The sequence below is a fragment of the beta proteobacterium MWH-UniP1 genome (genome assembly GCA_036362785.1).
In the GTDB taxonomy this organism is placed as follows: Bacteria; Pseudomonadota; Gammaproteobacteria; order Burkholderiales; family Burkholderiaceae_A; genus Lacustribacter.
Window position 1 is genome coordinate 550,265 of the sequence record CP143625.1, and the last position, 14,794, is coordinate 565,058.

Here is a 14,794-nt window from a genome sequence, read left to right on the forward strand (position 1 = left end):
GCAAACCAGTGATGTGTGATCAAGCTAGTTGGGCGGCGCCCAGATACAGACCCGGTTTCGGCCGGTCTGTTTGGCCAGGTACATGGCAGCATCTGCCCGATTAAAAAATGTTTCGCGAATTTCAATATCAAGCCCTTCGGCGTCGTGATTGAAATGCGGGGATTCGTGGCTGGGGTAAAACTCCGCAACACCAAGACTTACGGTGATGTGAAATGCTCGGCCATCACTTGTGGTAAAGCCTGTTTTTGCTACGGCAAGACGAATGCGCTCAGACACTTCTTTGGCCTGGGCTGCGGGCGTGTCGGGAAAGACAAATAAAAACTCTTCGCCACCCACTCGGCCAAAGATATCCATATTTCGAATCTGCTTGTGGCAGGTTTCCGCCAAGCCAGCCAAGACCCGATCCCCCATGGCGTGGCCATATTGATCATTCACTCTTTTAAAGTGATCAATATCCATCATGACAAAGGAAAGCGGCTCATTTTTGCGGCGGCTACGGGCGATTTCTTGCTCGGCCCGCGATAGCGCTTCCGATCGACTCAGGATGCCTGTGAGTGAGTCAGTCTGAACAAATTGAGATAACACTTTGTTTTGTGTGTCTAGATCGATCAAGATTTTTCTCAAGCCCGCGATACTGGCCGCCATGAAGATGGATAGCAGGGCGCCTAAGAGCACATACACGTCGGCATGCAGCCCTCCGACTGGCCCGACAAAGATCGGGTGAATCCGTCGTAGGCCCATCATGATCAGAGCTGCGATGACCAAAATCCAGCTGGCGCGATATTTTCCTGAGTAGCGATACGCACTGGTGGCAATCGCAATTGCCACGATCTGAGCGATCAGGGCGATGACATCAAGCGCGAAAATAAACGCGTTCATCCGGTAAAGGCCTCGGGGTATTTTGCTTTGGATCGTGCCTCTGCGATATCAATATGCCCCTGCAACACAAGCTGCTGCAGGCTCTGATCCAGTGTCTGCATGCCAGTGGTACTGCCTGTTTGTATGGCGGAGTACATCTGGGCGACCTTGCCCTCGCGAATCAAATTGCGAATAGCTGGCGAACCCACCATGATTTCATAGGCGGCAACACGGCCCTTGCCATCTCTGCGTTTACACAAGACTTGTGAGATCACGGCTTCAAGCGATTCCGAGAGCATGGCGCGAACCATTTCTTTTTCCTCTGCAGGAAAGACATCAATGATTCGGTCGATTGTTTTGGCAGCGCCCGATGTGTGCAGGGTGCCAAAGACCAGATGGCCTGTTTCTGCAGCCGTGATCGCCAGGCGAATGGTTTCCAAATCCCGCATCTCGCCCACCAAGATGACATCCGGGTCTTCACGCATGGCTGACCGCAGGGCATTGGCAAAGCTCTTGGTCTGACTGCCCACTTCCCGTTGATTGACCAGGCACTTGTCGGGCTGGTGCACAAATTCCACGGGGTCCTCAATGGTCAGAATATGTAGGGCCTTGGTTCGGTTCAAGGCATTGACCATGGCGGCAAGCGTGGTGGATTTGCCGGACCCGGTGGGGCCGGTCACAAGCACCAAACCCCGTGGCCTATCCAGAAAGTTTGAGAATATTTTCGGCGACCCGAGTGCCTCAAGCGTGGGCATGACGTTGGGAATGCCCCGAAAGGCTGCCCCGATGCCACGCGTTTGCAGTAACAAGCGGTTAAAAGGGCTATCTTCTGATATGAAGACTCGGCAGTTAGGGCCCTTTCAGGTCTCTGAAATTGGTCTGGGGTGTATGAATTTCAGTCATGGCTATGACAAACCGATCCCCGACGAAAAATCCTATGAGATTTTGAATCGTGCGCTAGAGCTCGGCGTGACCTTGTTTGATACGGCAGCAGTCTACGGTTTTGGGTTAAACGAAACCTTGCTTTCCAAATGGATCGGCCCAGTCCGTAACCGCATTACCTTGTGCACCAAGGGCGGCCTGTCGGGCAAGATGACTGAAAACGGATACCAAAGAAAAATTGATAGTAGTGCTGCCACCATTCGTCAGAATTGTGATGAGAGCCTGAGGCGTTTGGGCGTAGAGGTGATTGATCTTTATTACCTGCACCGCTGGGACAAAACAACACCGATCGAAGATGTGGCCCACACCATGGGGGAGTTGGTGCGGGCGGGCAAGGTTCGAACCATTGGTTTTTCCGAGATCTCTGCTGCGACCTTGCGGCGGGCCCACGCGGTCTACCCGGTGACTGCGGTGCAATCCGAGTATTCGCTCTGGACTCGAAACCCGGAAATTGCACTATTGAATACCTGCAAAGAACTTGGGGTGAGCCTGGTGGCCTTTAGCCCATTGGGCCGAAAGTTTCTGACGGGTCGATTCACCAGTCTTTCCGATCACGATCCCTTTGATCTTCGGCAGAAGATGCCGCGCTTTTTGCCGGGTGCTTTTGAAAAGAATGTCGCCTTGTTAAGCCCCTTTGAAGATCTGGCCGACGAAGCGGGGTGCACCATGGCCCAGTTGGCCTTGGCCTGGGTTCTGGCGCAAGGGGAATATGTTTTTCCAATACCGGGCACGACCCGCGTGGAACATCTGGAAGAAAACATGTCTGCCTCTGGGCTGATGATCACTTCCGATATTTTGCGGCGCACCAGCGAATTGATCCATCAAAACAGCGTCCATGGAAGCCGTTACGACATGGTGGCCCAGGCCAGCGTTGATACTGAGGACTTTTAGCTGGCCTTGCAGCAAAGCCCATCTGGGAGGAAGATTACGGCTGGCCTGACTTTTTTTGGAGAAGTAATGAATACCTTCACCGACTCCTTTGTGCGTAACGCGCATCATTCGGCGAGTGCAGATGAATTGTCCTTAGATGCTTTTTGGATGCCGTTTACCTTTAACCGGGCGTTTAAAAAGGCACCGCGTTTAATCGCCAAGGCATCAGGAATGCACTATTTCACGCCGGAGGGGCGGCAGGTGCTGGATTGTGTGGCGGGCCTGTGGTGTGTGAATGCGGGCCATGCCAATCCCCATGTTGTGAAGGCTATCCAGCAGCAGGCGGCCGACTTAGATTTCGCACCCACGTTCAACATGGGTCACCCCAAGGCCTTTGAGCTTGCCAACAAGTTGGTTGAGCTTGCGCCGCCGGGTTTGAATAAAGTCTTTTACACCAACTCTGGTTCAGAGTCGGTCGAGACCGCTTTGAAAATTGCATTGGCGTATCACCGTACACGCGGCGAAGGGTCGCGCACCCGCCTGATTGGTCGAGAGCGCGGCTACCACGGTGTAAATTTTGGCGGCATTTCTGTGGGCGGTATTCCCGGCAACCGCAAAGTCTTTGGCGCTATGGTGAGTGGCACTGACCATCTACGCTCCACCCACGATTTGAGCCGTAACGCCTTTTCAAAGGGCCAGCCCCAGCACGGCGCAGACTTTGCCGATGAGCTTGAGCGCATCATTGCCTTGCATGACCCATCCAATATTGCTGCCGTGATTATGGAGCCCATGGCGGGTTCCACTGGTGTACTCATTCCGCCAGTGGGTTATCTGCAGCGTGTTCGTGAGATCTGTGACAAGCATGGCATCTTGCTGATTTTTGACGAAGTCATTACTGGGTTTGGCCGTATCGGCGCGCCGTTTGCTGCCCAGCGGTTTGGCGTGACCCCGGATCTGATGACTGCCGCCAAGGGCATCACTAACGGCGCCGTACCAATGGGCGCGGTGTTTGCACGGGAAGACATTCATGATGCCTTCATGCAGGGGCCAGAGCGTGCGATTGAGTTCGCCCATGGTTACACCTATTCCGGCCATCCACTTGCCTGCGCAGCTGGGCTTGGCGTGTTGCAAGCTTACGAAGAGGGCGAGCTCTTGACTCGGGCACTGAAGCTTGAGTCCGTATTCCAAGAGGCCGTGCACAGTCTGGCCGGCTTGCCCAATGTGATTGATATCCGCAATCTCGGCTTGGTGGCCGGTATTGAACTGGCCTCAAGGCCAGGTGCCGTGGGTCACCGGGCTTACGAGGCGTTTGTCGCCGCCTGGGAGGCCGGGATTCTGATTCGTGTGACGGGCGACATTATTGCCTTGTCGCCACCGTTGATTGTTGAAGAGTCGCAGATCCATCAGATGGTGGATGTCTTGGGCCGTGTTCTGAAATCAATTCCTTAATTTCTTTTCAATATCAAGACTGTATTTCTTGCAGGACCAGTCCTGCGCACTCACACGAAGTAGCCCACTGGCCGGATTGAATTCCAAAATCTGGCCAGTTTCTTTTTGTCCATAGATACGAAGTGCAGCCTGCTCACTACGAAATTCATAGCGGATCGATTGGAAACGTGCGCTGGTGGGTGACATGACCAACTCGTCATTGCCTGTGGGGTTCCCAGCCTGAACACAGTCAAAGGCCTGCTCGCGTGGCGCGCAGCCCGAGATGATTGCCGTGACAAGAACGGCCAGTATTTTGGGTGGCGTTACGCCTTGGGTGAGCAGCGATGTGGACATTGGTCTCATTCTTGAATCGGTGGAAATCATACTTCGGTACGCGGCGTGCTCAAAATTGGCTTTAAGATATTGCAGGCCAGAAAACGCTGATACAACAATGTTTCTTCTGGTAATAAGTCACAACAAATACACAAGCGAGGAGACAGATGTCAAAGTTAAGCGTTCAGTATGGATTTATGCCATATCCGCCTGTGCCTTCCCCCCATGCGGCATCGGGTCCTTTGTCTGGTCTGACATTCGCAGTGAAAGATCTTATTGATGTGCGCGGGTACCCCACAAGCGGCGGGCAGGCCACTATTCTTGCAAAATCTGGAATTAAAGACACCACGGCCCCCACTGTCCAAAAGCTATTGGATAGCGGTGCGGAACTGGTGGGCAAGGCCATCACAGAGGAGCTGGCCTATTCAATTGTTGGTAACAACATCCACTTTGGCGCACCCATCAACTCTGCAAATCCTGATCGATACACCGGGGGTTCTTCTTCTGGGTCGGCTGCGGTGGTCGCCGCTGGATTGGTGGATTTTGCACTTGGCACCGATACGGGGGGTTCGGTTCGGGCGCCGGCCAGCAACTGTGGATTGATTGGCATTCGACCCACTCATGGCCGAGTGAGTCTTCAGGGTGCTATGGATTTGGCGCCAAGCTTTGATACCTGCGGCTGGATGACACGCGACATGAACACCTTTGTTCGGGTAGCCGATGTCTTGTTGGGGGATGATTCCCATCCCTTACCCCAATCTCTGCGGGTGATCGAACCCTCAGATGCCTGGGCGGAACTCTCAGCAGAAATTGCTCAATCGCTATCAGCCCCAAGAGCCAAGATCAGGGGCTGTTTTGCGCGCCAGGAAACCACAACGGTTGCGTTAGAGTCGTTTGAACAGATGCTGACGCATTTTCGGTCGATTCAGGGCTTCGAAGCCTGGGCCACCTATGGTCAATTTATTCAAGAAGATCTTCCGGTGCTGGGTGAGGGAATCGCCGCCCGGTTTGAGATTTCTCGTCAGGTGACCCGCGCGCAATACGACGCAGGACATGAGTTTAGAAAGCGGTTCCAAGATCACATTGACGCGATTTTGAAAACGGATGGGGTTTTGTTGATTCCCACCATGACACAGGTAGCACCGCTTAGGGGCACGGCAGAGCCGGCCTTAGACCAATATCGGGCGACCAACTTCCGGGTTTTGTGTATTGCGGGCTACGGCGCCTTACCGCAAATCACTTTGCCGGTGGCGAATCATCAGGGGGCCCAGCTTGGTTTGTCGTTGGTTGGCCCGCGCGGCAGTGATCGTTCCTTGGTCAGTCTTGCCCAACAGATTATGCAGACGTTTGGTACTTAAACCGAGTGGGGCAGATGTCGCCACCGATCAAAGGCTTGGCGCTCGGGCTTTTGGGCGTGATTATCTTTGCCGCAACACTGCCGGTCACTAAGCTGGCCATGTCGGGCCCGGGGATGAGTCCGGTCTTTATCTGGGCGGGGCGCGCAACGATTGCGGGAATATTGTCAGGAATTTATCTCTGGGCCAGTGGTGCGCGGTGGCCTGGCCGTGATGCAGTTTTACCGATCGGCCTGGTCATGCTGGGGGTGGTGATTGCGTGGCCGCTGATGAGTTCGTTGGCCATGATGTACTCCACCCCCGCTCATCTTGCTGTCTTAAACGGTGTTCTTCCTTTTGTGACCGCAGCATTGGGCGCCTGGCTACTAAAAGATCGTCAACCCGCTCGGTTTTGGATATGTGCAGCGCTTGGTTCCTGCGTGGTCAGCTTGTATGCGTACAGCCGCGCCGATGGGGCATGGCAGCTGGCCGATGGTCTGATGGCCATTGGCATTATCGTTGGGGGCCTGGGGTATATCGGCGGTGCGATGGCCGCGCGGTTTTGTTCTGGACCGCAGGCGATTTCATGGGGGCTGTTGTTTTCTTTGCCGTTTACACTGCCGGCCGCTTTCTTAACGTTTGATAGTGCGGTCTTATCGAGCCCCGCCTTACCCTGGCTCGCCTTTGTCTACTTGGCCTTAATGAGCCAATGGATTGGCTTTTTCTTTTGGTACCAAGCACTACAGGTAGGCGGTGTCGCACGTGTCAGTCAGGTACAACTGCTGCAGTTATTTATCACGTTAGGCTTTGCGGCAATCCTGGCGGGAGACCAAATCGATGCAAGTCTCTTGGTGGTGGCGGTGTTGACGGTAGCCTTGATTGCGATTGGCAGGCGGCAATAAGTAATCGCTGAAAACCGTAAGCATTTGTTGCCGAAAAAAAGTTAGCGACGGACTGGTTTTTGCGATGCACCAAACCTGATCGCAATGCACTGCGTTAACAAAAAACGCACCAAGACAGTGGCGTGTTTAGTCCCGTTTTTCAAATTTTGCCTGTCATACGTTCGAAACGAAGTCTGGGTGCGCATCGGGCTTTCACCAAGATGGCTGGCACGTATTTTGCGATAGGCTGTGTGCGTTAACTTTCTTTGGGAGTTTCATTCATGAAATCAGTTGTTCGCCGCTTTATGCTGGTCAGCGCAGTCGTTGCGTCGGTGGCGGGAATGGGCGTTGCCCATGCTCAACCCCAAAAGACACTTCGATTTATTGCGCAAGCAGACCTGCGTATTCTCGATCCGATTGCGACTACGGCTTACATCACGCGTAACCACGGTTACATGGTGTACGACACCTTGTTTGCAATGGATGCCAAGTTTCAGATCCAGCCGCAGATGGTGGATAAATATACGGTCAGTGCCGATAAGCTTACCTATACGTTTACCCTGCGCGATGGCCTGAAGTTTCACGATGGTGCGCCTGTGCGCTCGGCAGACGTGATTGCCTCGATTGACCGCTGGTCCAAGCGTGATGCACTTGGCCAGAAAATGCTGGAAGCAACGGCAGGCTGGCGGGCGGTCAACGACAAGACCTTTGAGTTAAAGCTGAAGCAGCCTTTTGCTTTTGTGCTGGATGCGCTGGGCAAGCCCTCGTCAAACGTTCCGTTCATCATGCCGGAGCGCATTGCCAAGACCGATCCGTTTACCAACATCACCGACCCAACAGGCTCAGGCCCCTTTAAGATGATTAAAGATGAGTGGGTGCCGGGTAATAAAGTGGTCTATGTGAAAAACAAGGACTACATTCCTCGTAAAGAGGCACCGTCTTGGGCGTCGGGCGGTAAAGTCGTGAAAGTAGACCGCGTTGAGTGGCTCTACATTCCTGACTCCGCTACTGCCGCAGCCGCGTTAAATGCTGGTGAGGCCGACTGGTGGGAGCAACTGCCCCCAGACTTGATTCCAATTCTGGCCCGCAATAAGAGTGTGAAGGTCGACAACATCGATCCCTTGGGGTCCATGGGCATGATCCGATTTAACTTCATGCACCCACCGTTTAACAATCCCAAAATGCGTCAGGCTGTTGCCATGGTCTTGAACCAGCAGGACTATGTGCTTGGTATTGCCGGTAGCCCCAAAAACGGTAAAGTCTGCACATCATTCTTTACCTGTGACACGCCTTTGGCCAGCGATGTTGGCGCCGAGGCCATGAAGGGTCCCCGCAATTTCGAAAAAGCCAAGCAGCTGATCAAAGAGGCCGGCTACAAGGGCGAAAAGATCGTGATCATTTCGGCAACTGACCAGCCGATCGTGCAGTCGCAGTCCTTGCTCACCACCGAGCTTTTGAAAAAACTTGGCTTAAATGTTGAGCTGCAGGCAGGTGATTGGGGCACCCTGATTACTCGTCGCACATCGAAAGAGCCAGTTGCCAAAGGTGGCTGGTCGATCTTCCACACCTGGTTGGTGGGTCCAGACCTCTTGAACCCAGCAGTGAACTTTGCTGTCCGTGGCAATGGCCAGAAGGCGTGGTTTGGCTGGCCAGAAGATCAGAAGCTGGAAGATTTGCGCGAAGCCTTCTTTAAGGCGCCTGATGCTGCCGCTGCAAAGCGTGCTGCAGAGGCCGTTCAACGTCGTGCATTTGAGTTCCTCCCCTATGTGCCAACGGCCCAGTTCATCTTGCCCACGGCTTATCGCACCAACCTGTCTGGCGTGATCGTTGCGCCAATGGCCTTCCTTTGGAACGTCGAGAAGAAGTAATCGGTATTTACTGAAAAAGGATTTAGGCTTTGTTTAGTTATGTTTTAAAGCGTTTGGGTGCAACTGTCGTCGTTATGGCGGTGGTTGCATTCTTCGTTTTCTCCCTTCTTTATTTGACCCCCGGTGATCCAGCAGCAGTGATCGCTGGGGATATTGCAACCGACGAAGACATCAAACGGATTCGCCAGTCGCTTGGCCTCGACGATCCCTTTCTGGTTCGTTTTGGTAACTGGGTCTGGGCGCTTGCCCACGGGGATCTGGGCACCTCTATCTTTACCAATCTGCCGGTGTCACGTCTGATTGGCCAGCGGATTGAGCCGACTATCTCGTTGACGCTGTGCACCTTGGTGGTGTCCTTGTTACTGGCTGTTCCCCTGGGCACAATCGCAGCAGCTCGTGCAGGAAGCTTTCTAGATAAGACCGTGATGGGTATTTCAGTGATTGGGTTTTCATTGCCGGTCTTTGTGCTCGCCTTTGGCCTGATTCTGATTTTCTCGGTCACACTGGAGTGGCTGCCGGTGCAGGGCTATCGTCCGATCAGCGAGGGCCTTTGGGATTGGCTGCGGCACCTGATTCTGCCCAGTATTGCCTTGGGAACGGTCTATGCGGCGTTGATTGCGCGGATTACGCGGGCGAGTGTGCTGGATGTTCTGGCCCAAGACTATATCCGGACCGCAACTGCAAAGGGTATGAAAGAAAAGCAAGTCCTCTGGGGCCACGCGCTTAAAAATGCGGCGGTGCCAATTGTCACGATTGTGGGTATTGGTATCGGCTTGTTGATCAGTGGTGCCGTGGTGACCGAGACGGTCTTTGCGATTCCGGGTGTGGGCCGTCTTACGGTGGATGCGATCTTGCGTCGTGACTATCCCATCATTCAGGGCGTAATCCTGATCTTTTCTGCTGCCTATGTCCTGATCAATTTATTAATTGATCTCTCTTACATGATTTTCGATCCAAGAATTCGGTATTGATATGTCCACAACTGGTTTGAGTTTGTGGTGGTCTGGGTTTCAGAAGCAGACCGCCACGCTGTATCGGCGACATCCATCGGCGTTAATTGGATCCATCGTCTTGATCTCTATGTGCCTGATGGCCTTCTTAGCCCCATACCTGGGGACGGTTGATCCACAGGCGGTTGCGCCGATTAACCGCCTACAGTCCCCAAGCGCTGAGTTTTGGTTTGGCACCGATATGTTGGGCCGAGACGTCTATAGCCGGGTGGTCTATGGTGCGCGCGTCTCGTTAACGGTTGGTATTGCGGTCGCCATTCTGAGCACAATTATTGGGTTGGCCATTGGATTGGTTACGGGCTTTTTGCGCTGGGCAGATTCAGTGATCATGCGCATCATGGACGGATTGATGTCGATCCCATCAATTCTGTTGGCGATCGCCTTGATGGCCTTGACCAAGGCCAGTATTGAAAACGTGATCATTGCGATTACGATTTCCGAGGTGCCACGGGTTGTGCGATTGGTGCGCAGTTTGGTGCTGTCTCTGCGTGAACAGCCCTATGTAGAAGCCGCGACCGCATCCGGCACGCCGCTCATCAAAACACTGGTGAAGCACATTTTGCCCAACACGGTTGCACCGCTTCTGGTCCAGGCGACTTATGTCTGTGCGTCGGCCATGATCACGGAAGCGATTCTGTCGTTTATTGGTGCAGGAACACCACCGAATATTCCGAGCTGGGGCAACATCATGGCAGAGGCTCGCAGCATGTTCCAGATTGCAAGCTACTTGATCATTTTTCCCGCCATTTTCCTATCGCTTACGGTATTGGCCGTGAACTTTTTGGGCGACGGAATGCGCGATGCGCTTGATCCACGGCTTTCGCGGAGAATGTAAATGGCAGCTCAATTAAATAAATCAGTGCCCGTTCTCGAAGTTCGGGATTTAAAAACTTATTTTCATACCCGAGACGGCGTCGTACGTGCCGTCGACGGCGTATCGTTTAAGGTTAATGCGGGCGAGACCCTGGCTGTGGTCGGAGAGTCCGGCTGTGGCAAGAGCGTGACATCGCTTTCAATCCTGCGCCTGATCGCATCGCCACCAGGTCGAAACGAAGGTGGTGAGATTCTTTTTCAGGGTGAAGATCTGCTCAAGGCCAGCGAGGCACGGATGCGTGACATCCGTGGCAACAAGATCTCCATGATCTTTCAAGAGCCGATGACTTCGCTGAATCCCGTGCTCACTATTGGCAAACAGATTTCGGAAGTGTTGGTCTTGCACCAGAACATGACCGAAGCTCAGGCCAAGGCCAAGGCCGTCGACTTGTTAAAGCTCGTTAAGATCCCCGAGGCCGAAAACAGAGTGAATCAATACCCCCACCAACTCTCGGGCGGCATGCGGCAGCGGGTCATGATTGCCATGGCGTTGGCCTGTGACCCAACGGTGCTGATTGCGGACGAGCCAACGACCGCATTGGACGTAACGATTCAGGCTCAGATTCTGAACCTGATGCGGGAGCTGCGCGATCGCACTGGCGCATCCATTGTTTTGATCACGCATGATCTTGGGGTTGTCGCCGAGATGGCTCAGCGGGTGGTGGTGATGTATGCCGGCAAAAAAGTCGAAGAGGCCGACGTGAAAGAACTTTTTGCCTCGCCCCTGCACCCTTACACCCGTGGTCTGATGAATTCCATGCCCAAGCTTGACGAAGAAGAATCCAAACGCCTGGAAGAGATTCCTGGCATGGTGCCATCACTTCGTGAGCCAATTGTGGGCTGTGCTTTTGCGCCCCGGTGTTCCCACGCGACTGAGAAGTGTCGCAAAGAGACGCCAGTCTTGGAACAAAAAAAATCAGACCACCTTGCTGCCTGTTGGCATTCTGAAAAATTTCTGTCTGGAGTTCATGCATGAGCCAGCCTCAGCCTTTGCTGGAAGTTAAAGATTTAAAGAAGCACTATCCGATTCGCAAGGGGCTTTTTGGCCGTGTGTCGGGTCAGGTCCATGCGGTGGATGGGGTGTCGTTCACGATTGGCGAGGGCGAGACCCTTGGTCTGGTGGGGGAGAGTGGCTGTGGCAAGTCAACGGTGGGTCGAACTGTTCTCAAGCTGATTGATCCCACATCGGGCGAGATTAGCTGGCGCGGTCGACGCATTGATGGGTTAAGTCGGGCCAATATGCGGCCATTTCGCCAAGAGATTCAGGCGGTTTTTCAAGACCCCTACTCATCGCTCAACCCCCGCATGCGGGCAATCGATATTGTGTCTGAGCCGCTGATCAACTTTGAGAAGTTCTCAAAATCGGCAGGCAGGGACCAGGTCGCCTATTTGTTTGAGAAGGTCGGCCTTCGCCCCGATCAGATGATTCGTTTCCCGCACGAGTTTTCTGGCGGTCAGCGTCAGCGTCTGGGCATTGCACGTGCGCTCTCGGTGAAGCCTCGGCTGATCATGTGTGACGAGCCCGTCTCAGCACTGGATGTATCCGTGCAGGCCCAGGTGATTAACCTGCTGATTGATTTGCAAAAAGAGTTCGGCCTGTCCTATCTGTTTGTGGCGCATGACTTGGCAGTGGTCCGGCATATCAGTCACCGTGTGGCGGTGATGTATCTGGGTCGAATTGTGGAGTTAGCCGAAACGCGCACCTTGTTTGATAGCCCTAAGCATCCCTACACGGAAGCTTTGCTGTCAGCGGTACCCATTCCAGATCCAACACTTAAGCGTAAACAGATCGTGTTGCAGGGGGATGTGCCAAGCCCGATCAATCGACCATCGGGTTGTCATTTCCACACCCGCTGCCCTTATGCCCAGGAGCGTTGCCGCAACGAGGAGCCGGTCACGCGCGAGCTGTCACCTGGCCATATCGTGGCCTGTCACTTTCCAGTTAACGCCAAATAACCGTCGGGGGTCCTATGGCTGCATTGACGAATCCGGTCTCGTTAACACAAGACTTATTGCGGTTTAACACCATCAATCCCCCTGGCCAAGAGGCAGCCTGTGCCCGTTATCTTGGCGATGCGTTAAGCAAGGTCGGGTTTTGCTGCAAGTACAAAGAGCTCGCCCCGAATCGACTCAGCCTGGTGGCCACCATCGGTGGCCAGGAGGGTCGTCTGCCACTTGGGTTCACTGGCCATATTGACACGGTTCCCTTGGGTGGCGCTACCTGGACGAAAGACGCTTTTGGTGAATCACTTGAAGGCGGAAAGCTCTTTGGTCGTGGTTCCTCGGATATGAAGAGTGGTGTTGGTGCCTTTGTCGCAGCGGCTATCGCCAGTGCCGATGAACTGCGCGACTCTGCAGGGGTAACTATGGTGATCACGGCAGATGAAGAATGTGGCTGTGGCGGTGCTAAGCAGTTGGTAGAAGACGGAACGCTTCTTGGAAACGTTGGCGCATTGATTGTGGGCGAACCAACCAACAACTATCCGTTGGTGGGCCACAAGGGCGCACTCTGGTTAGAGGCGGTCGCCAAAGGGGTGACGGCCCACGGCTCAATGCCTGAGCGCGGCGTGAACGCCGTCTACAAAGCGGCCAAAGCGGTGATGGCTTTGGAAAATTTCCATTTCCCAGATTGCAAGCATCGGCTGATGGGATCGCCAACATTAAACGTGGGTAATTTCTTTGGTGGCATGAATATCAATTCGGTGCCGGATTCTGCCCGTATTGGCATTGATATTCGTACGGTTGCGGGCATGAACCATGCGGATGTGAAAGCCCGAGTGCAAGAAACAATTGGACCAGACTTAGAGCTCAATACCCTGGTTGATGTCGGCCCGGTCTTCACCGAGCCAGACAACGACTGGGTTCAGCAGGTCTTTGGCGTCATGGAAAAGCAGCTTGGCGAACCGCCACAGGCCAAAACCGTGTCGTATTTTACAGACGCCGCTATTTTGCATCAGGCCTATGTCAATACCCCCACGGTTGTGCTTGGTCCCGGTGAGGCCCAGATGGCCCATCAGACCGACGAATACTGCCTGGTCGATCGCTTGGAGCAGGGCTTTGACGGCTATCGTGATCTGATCCGTGCTTGGATTAAATAAAGAAATAAATCATGAGTAATCTGATTCGAGTATCCGCAACACAGGCCGCAACGGAAATAGCTCAACAGCGCCTGAAACCCTCAGCATTAGTGGCTGCTTATCTTGAGCGAATTGATGCGCGTGAGCCGCAAGTTGGTGCCTTTGATCACGTGGCACGTGACACAGCGATGGCCTTGGCAAAGCAATTTGATCAGCAAGCGCCGAGCGGACTGCTCTTTGGTATTCCGATTGGTGTGAAGAATCTAATCGACACCAAAGATATGGTGACGACCTATGGCTCGCCGATTTACCAGAACCATCGTCCTGCAGTAGATGCGGCCTGTGTGGTGCAGTCGAAAAAACAGGGTGCAATCGTCTTGGGTAAAACCGTGACCACTGAATTTGCGGTCTTCAATCCCGGTAAGACCGCAAACCCCCACAATCTCGACCATACGCCCGGCGGGTCATCGAGCGGATCGGCTGCGGCAGTGGCCGATCGTATGTTGCCCCTGGCTTTTGGCACCCAGACCGCGGCATCGATTTATCGGCCGGCATCGTTTTGTGGTGTGGTGGGCTACAAGCCAAGCTTTGGCACGATTGTCCGTGCAGGCGCAAAGCCACTTGCAGACTCACTCGACACCATCGGTACGCTTGCGAATTCAGTACAAGACGCCGCTTTATTTGCTGCAGCGGCTGGCGCCCGTCACGACTTGGTGCTTAAAAGTGGTGTGACCAAGAGTACGCCACGTATTGGTGTATGCCGAACCTATGAATGGGCTTTTGCGCAACCTGAGACGCAGCAGACGCTCGAAGCCTGCGCACATCAGTTAAGTGGTTCGGGTGCGAAGGTGGTGAAGTTTGAGCTTCCCAAGCCATTTCAGGGCTTGGTGGCCGCCCAGATCGATATCATGACCAAAGAGTCTGCCATGGCGTTGAGCGCTGAATATGAGTACAGTCGTTCCATGCTGTCGACCAAACTGATCGAAGTGATTGAGCAGGGCCTGCGTGTGACCGATGCTCGATTGTTGGAGGCTTATGCGATCGTGGATCAATGCCGCCGTTTACTTAACGACATTTACAAAGATTTTGACGCGCTGTTGGCGCCTGCCGCCCGGGGCGAAGCGCCGGAAGGCTTGGCTGCAACTGGTGATCCAATTTTCAGCCGTATGTGGACGGCTTTAGGCAATCCTGGCGTGGTGTTGCCCTGGGGTAAAGGGCCCAATGGCCTGCCAGTGGGCGTGTTGTTGGCCGGCCGTTATCAGGCAGACTACGCATTATTGGAAGTGGCCCGTTGGGCCGAGCAACAACGGGGAGACTAAT

At 53.9% G+C, this 14,794-nt stretch carries 13 protein-coding genes and 1 pseudogene; 11 read left to right on the plus strand and 3 right to left on the minus strand.

Features of this window, described 5'->3' with window-relative positions:
• Positions 1-24: 24 nt before the first annotated feature.
• Both AOB54_02685 and AOB54_02690 read right to left on the minus strand, forming a co-directional pair.
• Complete coding sequence (locus AOB54_02685; GenBank protein ID WVN42303.1) at positions 25-879, minus strand: GGDEF domain-containing protein; 855 nt, start codon at positions 877-879, stop codon at positions 25-27.
• A pseudogene (locus AOB54_02690) lies at positions 876-1,658 on the minus strand (type IV pilus twitching motility protein PilT). The gene AOB54_02685 and the pseudogene AOB54_02690 overlap by 4 nt, the downstream one beginning before the upstream one ends.
• A 34-nt stretch (positions 1,659-1,692) precedes the next feature.
• Here AOB54_02690 and AOB54_02695 point away from each other — a divergent pair.
• Together AOB54_02695 and AOB54_02700 are read left to right on the plus strand one after the other, a co-directional pair.
• Complete coding sequence (locus AOB54_02695; protein WVN42304.1) at positions 1,693-2,691, plus strand: aldo/keto reductase; 999 nt, start codon at positions 1,693-1,695, stop codon at positions 2,689-2,691.
• A gap of 147 nt (positions 2,692-2,838) precedes the next feature.
• Positions 2,839-4,119 carry an aspartate aminotransferase family protein gene (locus tag AOB54_02700; protein ID WVN42745.1) on the plus strand — a complete coding sequence of 427 codons (1,281 nt, stop codon included), beginning with the start codon at positions 2,839-2,841 and terminating at the stop codon, positions 4,117-4,119.
• Here AOB54_02700 and AOB54_02705 read toward each other — a convergent pair.
• Positions 4,108-4,452 carry a hypothetical protein gene (locus AOB54_02705; GenBank protein ID WVN42305.1) on the minus strand — a complete coding sequence of 115 codons (345 nt, stop codon included), beginning with the start codon at positions 4,450-4,452 and terminating at the stop codon, positions 4,108-4,110. The genes AOB54_02700 and AOB54_02705 overlap by 12 nt on opposite strands.
• Positions 4,453-4,598: 146 nt before the next feature.
• Between AOB54_02705 and AOB54_02710 the strand changes: the two genes are divergently transcribed.
• The 9 genes from AOB54_02710 (at position 4,599) to AOB54_02750 (ending at position 14,793) form a co-directional block, all read left to right on the plus strand.
• Positions 4,599-5,789 carry an amidase gene (locus AOB54_02710; GenBank protein WVN42306.1) on the plus strand — a complete coding sequence of 397 codons (1,191 nt, stop codon included), beginning with the start codon at positions 4,599-4,601 and terminating at the stop codon, positions 5,787-5,789.
• 14 nt (positions 5,790-5,803) lie between these two features.
• The gene (locus tag AOB54_02715) at positions 5,804-6,667 is read left to right on the plus strand and encodes a DMT family transporter (GenBank protein ID WVN42307.1); all 864 of its coding nucleotides are present in this window, start codon (positions 5,804-5,806) and stop codon (positions 6,665-6,667) included.
• A gap of 260 nt (positions 6,668-6,927) precedes the next feature.
• Positions 6,928-8,514 (plus strand): ABC transporter substrate-binding protein, encoded by a 1,587-nt coding sequence (locus AOB54_02720; GenBank protein WVN42308.1) that lies wholly within the window; start codon positions 6,928-6,930, stop codon positions 8,512-8,514.
• A 29-nt stretch (positions 8,515-8,543) separates the two neighbouring features.
• The gene (locus tag AOB54_02725; protein ID WVN42309.1) at positions 8,544-9,485 is read left to right on the plus strand and encodes an ABC transporter permease; all 942 of its coding nucleotides are present in this window, start codon (positions 8,544-8,546) and stop codon (positions 9,483-9,485) included.
• A gap of 1 nt (position 9,486) precedes the next feature.
• Complete coding sequence (locus tag AOB54_02730) at positions 9,487-10,359, plus strand: ABC transporter permease (protein ID WVN42310.1); 873 nt, start codon at positions 9,487-9,489, stop codon at positions 10,357-10,359.
• A 24-nt stretch (positions 10,360-10,383) separates the two neighbouring features.
• Complete coding sequence (locus AOB54_02735) at positions 10,384-11,373, plus strand: ABC transporter ATP-binding protein (protein ID WVN42746.1); 990 nt, start codon at positions 10,384-10,386, stop codon at positions 11,371-11,373.
• Positions 11,370-12,353, plus strand: a complete 984-nt coding sequence (locus AOB54_02740; GenBank protein ID WVN42311.1) for a dipeptide ABC transporter ATP-binding protein — start codon at positions 11,370-11,372, stop codon at positions 12,351-12,353. The genes AOB54_02735 and AOB54_02740 overlap by 4 nt, the downstream gene beginning before the upstream one ends.
• 14 nt (positions 12,354-12,367) lie before the next feature.
• On the plus strand, positions 12,368-13,495 hold the full coding sequence (locus AOB54_02745) for a M20 family metallopeptidase (GenBank protein ID WVN42312.1): 1,128 nt from the start codon (positions 12,368-12,370) through the stop codon (positions 13,493-13,495).
• An 11-nt stretch (positions 13,496-13,506) separates the two neighbouring features.
• Positions 13,507-14,793, plus strand: a complete 1,287-nt coding sequence (locus AOB54_02750; protein ID WVN42313.1) for an amidase — start codon at positions 13,507-13,509, stop codon at positions 14,791-14,793.
• The last annotated feature ends 1 nt before the right edge of the window (position 14,794 follow it).

Bases quoted from the DNA above. Each gene is read 5' to 3' on its own strand.
- AOB54_02685 (WVN42303.1), bottom strand. From the start codon at position 879: ATGAACGCGTTTATTTTCGCGCTTGATGTCATCGCCCTGATCGCTCAG.
- AOB54_02695 (WVN42304.1), top strand. From the start codon at position 1,693: ATGAAGACTCGGCAGTTAGGGCCCTTTCAGGTCTCTGAAATTGGTCTG.
- AOB54_02700 (WVN42745.1), top strand. From the start codon at position 2,839: ATGCCGTTTACCTTTAACCGGGCGTTTAAAAAGGCACCGCGTTTAATC.
- AOB54_02705 (WVN42305.1), bottom strand. From the start codon at position 4,452: ATGTCCACATCGCTGCTCACCCAAGGCGTAACGCCACCCAAAATACTG.
- AOB54_02710 (WVN42306.1), top strand. From the start codon at position 4,599: ATGTCAAAGTTAAGCGTTCAGTATGGATTTATGCCATATCCGCCTGTG.
- AOB54_02715 (WVN42307.1), top strand. From the start codon at position 5,804: ATGTCGCCACCGATCAAAGGCTTGGCGCTCGGGCTTTTGGGCGTGATT.
- AOB54_02720 (WVN42308.1), top strand. From the start codon at position 6,928: ATGAAATCAGTTGTTCGCCGCTTTATGCTGGTCAGCGCAGTCGTTGCG.
- AOB54_02730 (WVN42310.1), top strand. From the start codon at position 9,487: ATGTCCACAACTGGTTTGAGTTTGTGGTGGTCTGGGTTTCAGAAGCAG.
- AOB54_02740 (WVN42311.1), top strand. From the start codon at position 11,370: ATGAGCCAGCCTCAGCCTTTGCTGGAAGTTAAAGATTTAAAGAAGCAC.
- AOB54_02745 (WVN42312.1), top strand. From the start codon at position 12,368: ATGGCTGCATTGACGAATCCGGTCTCGTTAACACAAGACTTATTGCGG.
- AOB54_02750 (WVN42313.1), top strand. From the start codon at position 13,507: ATGAGTAATCTGATTCGAGTATCCGCAACACAGGCCGCAACGGAAATA.